This is a genomic window from Pseudolysinimonas sp. (genome assembly GCF_049651805.1).
Taxonomy (GTDB): Bacteria; Actinomycetota; Actinomycetes; order Actinomycetales; family Microbacteriaceae; genus Pseudolysinimonas_A.
This window is the reverse complement of sequence record NZ_JBASCU010000028.1, coordinates 20,470-27,286: the sequence shown is the minus strand read 5'-3', so window position 1 is coordinate 27,286 and position 6,817 is coordinate 20,470. Positions and strand designations below refer to the sequence as shown.

Below are 6,817 nucleotides of genomic sequence, written 5' to 3'. Positions count from 1 at the left end.
CGGCGGCGTGTCGAGACCCGATCACTCTCTCGGTGGTCGAGTAGCCGCCGCAGGCGGCGTGTCGAGACCCGATCACTCTCTCGGTGGTCGAGTAGCCGCCGCAGGCGGCGTGTCGAGACCCCGCCGCCGATAGGCGCTCCCGCTCAGCCCTGGCAGGTCGTCGAACCGGCCCTCGATGAGAGCCTCCCGTTTGGCGCGGGACCAGTTCTGTACCCGCTTCTCGAGCGCGAAGGCGTCGTCCACTAGTTGGAATTCCTGGGCCCAGACGAGTTCGACCGGGCGCCGCCGCCTCGTGTACACGGCGCCCTCGCCAGCGTCGTGTTGGGCGAGACGTCGCTCGAGATCGCGGGTGCTGCCTACGTAGTAACTGCCGTCGGCGCAGCGAAGGATGTAGGTGAAGGGCATGCGACATCGTCGCTCCCGTCGACGTACCTCCCGGCGCTCTCCACAGCTGAACTGGTCGTCCACAGGGTCTCGACACGCCGCCTGCGGCGGCTACTCGACCACCGAGAGAGTGATCGGGTCTCGACACGCCGCCGCAGGCGGCTACTCGACCACCGATAGGGTAAGGCTCTACGCGCGAGCGCCCTTGGCCCAGTCGACGACGACGTCGTTCGGGCCGTCGCCGATCTTGGCGTGCAGCTTCGAGCCGGGGAAGAGCAGCGGCAGAGCGCTGTTCGGAACACCGTTGCCGACCTGCACCTGGTAGCTCTCGGGACCCTTGTCGATCGTGAGGGTGAGCGCCTGCACGGGATCGCCGGCCGACGAGGTGAGCCCCATCGGCTGATTCGCGACGAGCACCACGGCGGCATCCGTGCCGTTCTCCAGAATCCACTTCGCGCTGTCGCGACCCTCGCCCGACTTGACCGTCACGTTCGGCACCGGGGTGGCGAAGTCGATCGCGACCTTGCTGCGGTCGGCGGGGTCGACGCGCACCGCGAGAGCCGTCTGACCGGGGATGAGCTGCGGGATGTAGATCTCCTGCACCCGTTGCACGCAGGTCGCCGCGTAGGGCGCTTCGCCCTCGAGATAAACCTGCAGATTGAAGGTGCACTTGCGTTCGACGAGCCCGTTGCCGAACTGCATCGTCGTGCCCGAGATGTCGACGCCGAGCAGGTCGGCGCGCCCGAGGGTGCCAGTGGTGAGGAGGTCACCGTCCACGCCACCCGTGACGGAGCGGAACGAGTCGGCGATGTCGTCAAAGAAGCCCATGGCCGACATCGTAGGGTTGCGGGATGCCCTCAACTAGCTCTCGCCCCGCCGGCCGCTACGGCAGTAAGCCCGACCCCGGTGTGCGCCGCCTTGCGCTCGCCCCTGGGCTGATCGCCGCGCTTGCCCTGCTCATCGGCACGCTGGTGCTGAACGACGGGCCGTTCACGGTCGTGCTGTACATCGTCGCGATCTTCGCCGCCATCGTCGCGGTGTTCGCGTTCCAGGCGAAACAGTGGTGGTGGCTGCCCCTGTTCGCGGTCATCGCCGTGATGTGGAACCCGATCTGGCCGCTGCCTCTCGAGGGTGATTTGTGGCGGGGCGCACAGTTCGTGGCGGCGCTCGCCTTCCTGCTCGCTGGGTGGTTCATCAAGGTGCCGATTCCCGAGGAGCAGCGTCGGTGACGATGCGCGAACGCGTGCGCGGCTGGATGCCGGTGCTCGTCGCCGGGGGAGTGCTCGCGCTGGGAGGGGTGGCCGCCATCCCGCTCGGCGGGTGGGACACCGTCGAGCTCCAGAGCGAGATCGTTCCGGAGTGGGAGGCCGGAGAGCCCTACGCCGGAACGCGACTGATCACCTCGATCGACGACATCTACCTCACCGACTTGTCGCCCGACGGCTACAGCGAGGCGGAACCAGGGGAGATCTTCCTCGTCGTCGTGGCGACGATGGAGGCCGCGATGAGCGAGCCGCAACTGCCGATCGCCGGGACGTCGTTTCCCCCGTTCGAGATTCCGGGGGTGATCGAGATCGACGTCAGCCTCAGCGCCGATGCGTACACGACTGTGTTGGAGCGTGACGGCACGTTCGGCCCCGAACTCAACCCCGGGGTTTCCGACACGCTGCTTTTCGCGTTCACCGTGCGCGAGTCGCAGTTCGCGGATGGCGACGACGTGCGGGTCGGCATCGTCGATGCTGACGCCGAGAAGGCCGACATCATCGACGGCACCCGCTGGGTGAACGTGGAGGTCGCCGTCGAGGTGCCCGTGACCGTGCGAGACGAACGATGAAGCGACGGCTACCCCTGCTCGGCGGGATCGGGCTGCTGGTGCTCACCTTCGGCGTCGCGTACTCGACCCCCGCGTCGGAGCTGATCGAGGCGCCGTTCGGGGCGACGGGCGGGGAGGGCGACCGGATCGTCTCGGAGTACATCGTCGCCAAGGTGCACGATGTGGCGTTCGCTGACGAGGTCGAGCTCGGGGAGTGGCGGGGCACGACGTCGGGGGTGTGGCTCGTGGTCGACGCGACCTTCGAGGCGCGCCTCGAACGCACTGGTGTCCACGTCGAGGTGCTGGTCGGAGGGGTGAGGTACCGCGCCTCCGACCGAGCCGACTCCGACACCGTCGACGGCCGCGTGATCGACCCGGGCTTCCCCGTGAGGGGTGTCATCCTCGTCGAGTTGCCGAGCGACGTGCGTGACTACGCAGGGGCGGCATCCGCCATCGTGCGGATCGCCGACAGCTTCGACTCCCGGTTGGCGAGCGTGGTCGAGTATGCCGTCGACCTGACCGAGCTGCGGCGGCACGACGACGTCGAACTCGTGCCCGTTCGCCCGGGTGCACGGTGAGCGGGTGGCTGCGGCGCAACCGCTGGTTTCTCGTCGCGCTCGCCGTGCTCATCCCGACCGCGCTCGTGGTGTCGCTGACGCCGCGGTTCCTTCCGTACCTCGAAACGCAACCGCAGGCTGAGACGGTCGCACTCGGTGAGCTCGTGCGGTACGCGGGTGCCGACATCGAGCTCACCGACCTCGAGACGCTCGATGGCGACGAGTGGAATGCTCCGCAGGGGGCGGACATCGTCGTCGCGACGTTGGCCATTCGTGTCGTCGACCCGCCGGAGTTCACCTCGTGCGAGATCACCCTCGTCGCGTCGGCGAAGACCGGGTACGAGCGCGAATGGACCGCGGACAGTTTCACCGACAGCGACTACGACATCCCGGATCGCTTCGAGACCCTCTGCGTCTTGAATGAGGCGGGGACGTACGACCTGCAGTTGACGTTCCTGGTGCCGCGCGGCGAGGTGGCGGATGCCGTGGTGCAGTTCAGCGCGTCGGCTGCTCTACCGCGGGTGCTGCGGCTGAGCTGACAGCGTCGCCGGCATCCTCGAGCAGTTCGTCGGCCGCGTCGCTGTGCAACGCACGATCGAAGGCGGCGGCGACGAGGCTCACCGTGAGCACGGCCGTGACCGCCCCGATCGCCATCTCGACCGCATCGCTCGCGCCATACCACCAGGCCACCCCCTGGGGCCCGATGAGGCGGTAGGCGAGCAGTCGCAGCCATTCGCCGCCGGCGACGATGACGGCGAAGGCGAGCAGGAAGCTGCCGACCGTGATTGGCCCGGCGCTCCAGATGAGCCGAGCGGCCAGCGCGACGGGGCGCCACCGGTCGAGCACCCCCGCGCTGAGCGTCGTGCCGAGCTTCTGCAACCACACCGGCAGGCCCGACCACCGCGTACTCACGGTGGTCACTCGCGCGGGGGTCGCGCGCCGCGAGCGCGGCATCGTGCCGAAGTAGACGATGGATGCGAATGCGAGCCAGGCGAGTGGCAGCCCGATCAGCGTGCCCACCTGCGACCACGCCCAGCCGAGTGCGTCACCGATGACGCCGAGCCAGGCGAAGGTCTCGCGGATCTCGGCCCAGCCGTCGACCGCCCACGCGAAAAGCCGCCGCGTCGACAGCCAGCCGCCGACCCCGGCGAGCAGTTCGCGAATGGTGAAGAGCGCGCCCAACACCCAGACGGCCTCGAAATAGGTGGCGAGGATGCTCGTCCAGCGCGGCAGCCGGTTTGCGAACCGGCCGAGCAGCCAGCGAAGGACGAAGGCGACGGCGAGGATCACGAGCGACACCGCGGTGATCGAGCCGTCTGACGCCGTGTTGTCCCAGAAGTTGTCTTGCGTGAGGGACGAGGCATACAGGTCGACGATGTCGTCGCGGATGAGGTTCCACGCGACGTAGAGCAGGAAGAACGGCAGGATCGCGACGAGCAGCGACTCCCGCCACTGGCGCACCGGGCCGGGGGTCTTCTCGCCGACTCCGGCGTCATCCATCACCGTCAGGTGCGGAAGTTCACGCCGCACGGCGAGGAACATGCCCACGTACGCGGCGAGCTGCGCGAGGATCGCGACCGGCAGCAGCAGGAAGCCGAGATCTTCGTTGATGTTCAGCAGGAACGACGCGCCGCGGATGATCAGGGCCCGTAGCGTCCACCCGAGCAGGAACCACGCGAGAAGGGCCGGCCAGCACCGCGAGAGAACTCGAAGAGCGGTGTAGAGCATTCAGTGATCCTACTGTCGGCGATCAGGGGCTAGACTTGTCGTGCTCCCCTCCCACCGGTCAAGCCGGGTCTGGGTACGTTTCGCGGAGCATGTCTTGGATCACACCCGGTCCGCCTCACCGGCGGATCGCACAGCAGGCTCTCGTTTCTGACGAGAACCAAGGAGACCGATGAGCCCTTCCGGGCAGAGCAAGAGTCCTTCGGGGCAGAGGTCGTCGACCCGCAAGCGCTCCAACGCGCAATCGCAGCGGCGGCGTCAGCACCAGGACGAGACCGGCATCATCCCGATCCTCGCGCGCACGGTGCGCACGATCGAGAGTTCCGCCGAGCGCGGCAAGGTCAGCCCGCCGAATCGCGTCAAGTTCCGCGTCGTCGCGGCGCTGGTGCGTGAGGAGCGCGCCCGCATCAAGACCGACAAGGCACTGACGGATGCCGAGCGTACGAAAGAGCTGACGCGCCTCGACGGCATCGCCACGATCATGGCGAAGGCCGCCGCCCGCGACACGTCGCTCATCCAGCTACTTACCGACACCGCCCCGCTGACGACGCAGCAGCAGGAGGCGAAGCGGGCGATGCTGCTCGAGGCCGGCGCCGAGCTGTCGCCCGAAGATCTGATCGTCGTCACCGAGGCCCCTGCGCGCGACGAAGAGAAGCACGTCGTTCCGCAGTCGGTGAAGCAGTACCAGATGGCGAACCCCTTCCTTGCGCCCGACTTCAGCTCGGTGACGGCGTCGAAGTCGTCGACCGCCGGACGCCTCGCCAACTGGGAGCTCATCGAGCCGCTGTTCCGGTCGTTCGAGATGGGTTCGGGTGGCGGAGCCGCCAGCATGGACCTGCCCGACGCCCGGTCGCTCGCTGCCGCCGGCGGCAAAGAGCTGATGCGGCACCAGGCACGCTTCATCGAAAGCGCCCGCGCCGGTCACCGCACCTACCTGCTCGCCGACGAGCCGGGCCTGGGCAAGACCGCGCAGGCGCTGCTCGCGGCAGAAGCATCCGGCTCGTACCCGATCGTCGTGGTCGTGCCGAACGTCGTCAAGGTCAACTGGGCGCGCGAGGTCGAGAAGTGGACGCCGCAACGTTCCGCCACGGTCGTGCACGGTGACGGCGACGACATCGACGCGTTCGCCGACGTCGTGATCGTCAACTACGAGGTGCTCGACCGACACGTCGCCTGGCTCTCGCGCCGCGGCTTCAAGGGCATGGTCGTCGACGAGGCGCACTTCATCAAGAACAAAGACTCGCAGCGGTCGAAGAACGTGCTGGCGCTGTCGAAGAGCATCCGCGCGGTCACCCCGAACGCGCTGTTCGTGGCGCTCACCGGAACCCCGCTGATCAACCAGATCGAAGACTTCCGGATGATCTGGCAGTACCTCGGCTGGATCGACGACAAGAAGCCGCTGAGCGCCCTCATGCGCAAGCTCGAGGAGACCGAGTTGAACCCCGGTGACCCGGGCTTCTTCTCCGCCGCCCGCGGTGCGGTCATCGACATGGGCATCGTGCGCCGCAAGAAGGTGGATGTCGCTGCCGACATCCCCGCCCGCCGCATCGCCGACATCCCGGTCGAACTCGACGGCGAAGCCGGCCGCTCGATTCACGAGGCCGAGCAGGCGCTCATCGCGCGGCTCGTGGAGCGCTACCGCCGCCTCACCGCGGCTCGCCCCGACACGTCGCCGGACGAGGCCATCCGCATGGTCGCCGCCGCCGAGCTCGAGGAGTCGCGGGGCGGGGGGTCCGACGGCACCAACGTGTTCGCGATGGTGCGGCGCATCGGGCAGGCGAAGGCCGTTCCGGCGGCCGACTACACCGTCAACCTGGCGCGCAACGTCGGCAAGGTGGTGTTCTTCGCGAAGCACATCGACGTGATGGATGCCGCCGAGCAGTTCTTCAAGAAGGCCGGCCTCAAGACGGTGTCGATCCGCGGCGAGCAGACCACGAAGGCCCGCACGCTCGCGCTCGACGCGTTCACCAACGACCCCGAGGTCTCGGTCGCCGTCTGTTCGCTCACCGCGGCGGGCGTCGGCATCAACCTGCAGGTGGCATCCAACGTCGTTCTCGCCGAACTGTCGTGGACGAATGCCGAACAGACGCAAGCGATCGACCGCGTGCACCGCATCGGTCAGGAACTGCCGGTCACGGCGTGGCGCATCATCGCCGCCGGCACGATCGACGGCCGCATCTCGGAACTCATCGACAGCAAGGCCGGCCTCGCGGCGCGCGCCCTCGACGGTGAGGAGTTCGAGGCGGCCGAAGGTTCCGTGCAGCTTGAGGCCCTCGTCTCCCTGCTCAAAGACTCGGTGGTCGAGTAGCGGCGCAGCCGCGGGATTCGGTGGTCGAGT

Annotated in this window: 8 protein-coding genes; 5 read left to right on the top strand and 3 right to left on the bottom strand. The window is 68.1% G+C overall.

The genetic code is table 11. The annotated features are described in order from the left end of the window. Nucleotides 1-72 precede the first annotated feature (72 nt). Together WBL06_RS06785 and WBL06_RS06780 are read right to left on the bottom strand one after the other, a co-directional pair. Nucleotides 73-405 carry a GIY-YIG nuclease family protein gene (locus WBL06_RS06785; RefSeq protein WP_424455223.1) on the bottom strand — a complete coding sequence of 111 codons (333 nt, stop codon included), beginning with the start codon at nucleotides 403-405 and terminating at the stop codon, nucleotides 73-75. Between the two features lie 168 nt (nucleotides 406-573). Then, nucleotides 574-1,212 (bottom strand): hypothetical protein, encoded by a 639-nt coding sequence (locus tag WBL06_RS06780; RefSeq protein ID WP_424455222.1) that lies wholly within the window; start codon nucleotides 1,210-1,212, stop codon nucleotides 574-576. 23 nt (nucleotides 1,213-1,235) lie between these two features. Here WBL06_RS06780 and WBL06_RS06775 point away from each other — a divergent pair, with 23 nt between their 5' ends. Genes WBL06_RS06775 through WBL06_RS06760 form a run of 4 tightly spaced genes read left to right on the top strand, consistent with a single transcriptional unit; the run spans nucleotide 1,236 to nucleotide 3,293 of the window. Continuing rightward, nucleotides 1,236-1,613 (top strand): DUF6804 family protein, encoded by a 378-nt coding sequence (locus WBL06_RS06775; RefSeq protein ID WP_424455221.1) that lies wholly within the window; start codon nucleotides 1,236-1,238, stop codon nucleotides 1,611-1,613. After that, the gene (locus tag WBL06_RS06770; protein ID WP_424455220.1) at nucleotides 1,610-2,218 is read left to right on the top strand and encodes a hypothetical protein; all 609 of its coding nucleotides are present in this window, start codon (nucleotides 1,610-1,612) and stop codon (nucleotides 2,216-2,218) included. Before WBL06_RS06775 ends, WBL06_RS06770 begins: the two co-directional genes overlap by 4 nt. Continuing rightward, on the top strand, nucleotides 2,215-2,775 hold the full coding sequence (locus WBL06_RS06765) for a hypothetical protein (protein WP_424455219.1): 561 nt from the start codon (nucleotides 2,215-2,217) through the stop codon (nucleotides 2,773-2,775). Before WBL06_RS06770 ends, WBL06_RS06765 begins: the two co-directional genes overlap by 4 nt. Beyond that, complete coding sequence (locus WBL06_RS06760; protein ID WP_424455218.1) at nucleotides 2,772-3,293, top strand: hypothetical protein; 522 nt, start codon at nucleotides 2,772-2,774, stop codon at nucleotides 3,291-3,293. The genes WBL06_RS06765 and WBL06_RS06760 overlap by 4 nt, the downstream gene beginning before the upstream one ends. On the opposite strand, the gene WBL06_RS06755 is transcribed toward WBL06_RS06760, so the two are convergent. After that, a complete protein-coding gene (locus tag WBL06_RS06755) occupies nucleotides 3,250-4,482 on the bottom strand; it encodes a hypothetical protein (protein ID WP_424455217.1) in 1,233 nt (410 codons plus the stop codon). The genes WBL06_RS06760 and WBL06_RS06755 overlap by 44 nt on opposite strands. Before the next feature lie 169 nt (nucleotides 4,483-4,651). Between WBL06_RS06755 and WBL06_RS06750 the strand changes: the two genes are divergently transcribed. Beyond that, complete coding sequence (locus WBL06_RS06750; protein WP_424455216.1) at nucleotides 4,652-6,787, top strand: DEAD/DEAH box helicase; 2,136 nt, start codon at nucleotides 4,652-4,654, stop codon at nucleotides 6,785-6,787. Nucleotides 6,788-6,817: the final 30 nt, after the last annotated feature.

Bases quoted from the DNA above. Each gene is read 5' to 3' on its own strand.
- WBL06_RS06785 (WP_424455223.1), bottom strand. From the start codon at position 405: ATGCCCTTCACCTACATCCTTCGCTGCGCCGACGGCAGTTACTACGTA.
- WBL06_RS06780 (WP_424455222.1), bottom strand. From the start codon at position 1,212: ATGGGCTTCTTTGACGACATCGCCGACTCGTTCCGCTCCGTCACGGGT.
- WBL06_RS06775 (WP_424455221.1), top strand. From the start codon at position 1,236: ATGCCCTCAACTAGCTCTCGCCCCGCCGGCCGCTACGGCAGTAAGCCC.
- WBL06_RS06765 (WP_424455219.1), top strand. From the start codon at position 2,215: ATGAAGCGACGGCTACCCCTGCTCGGCGGGATCGGGCTGCTGGTGCTC.
- WBL06_RS06755 (WP_424455217.1), bottom strand. From the start codon at position 4,482: ATGCTCTACACCGCTCTTCGAGTTCTCTCGCGGTGCTGGCCGGCCCTT.
- WBL06_RS06750 (WP_424455216.1), top strand. From the start codon at position 4,652: ATGAGCCCTTCCGGGCAGAGCAAGAGTCCTTCGGGGCAGAGGTCGTCG.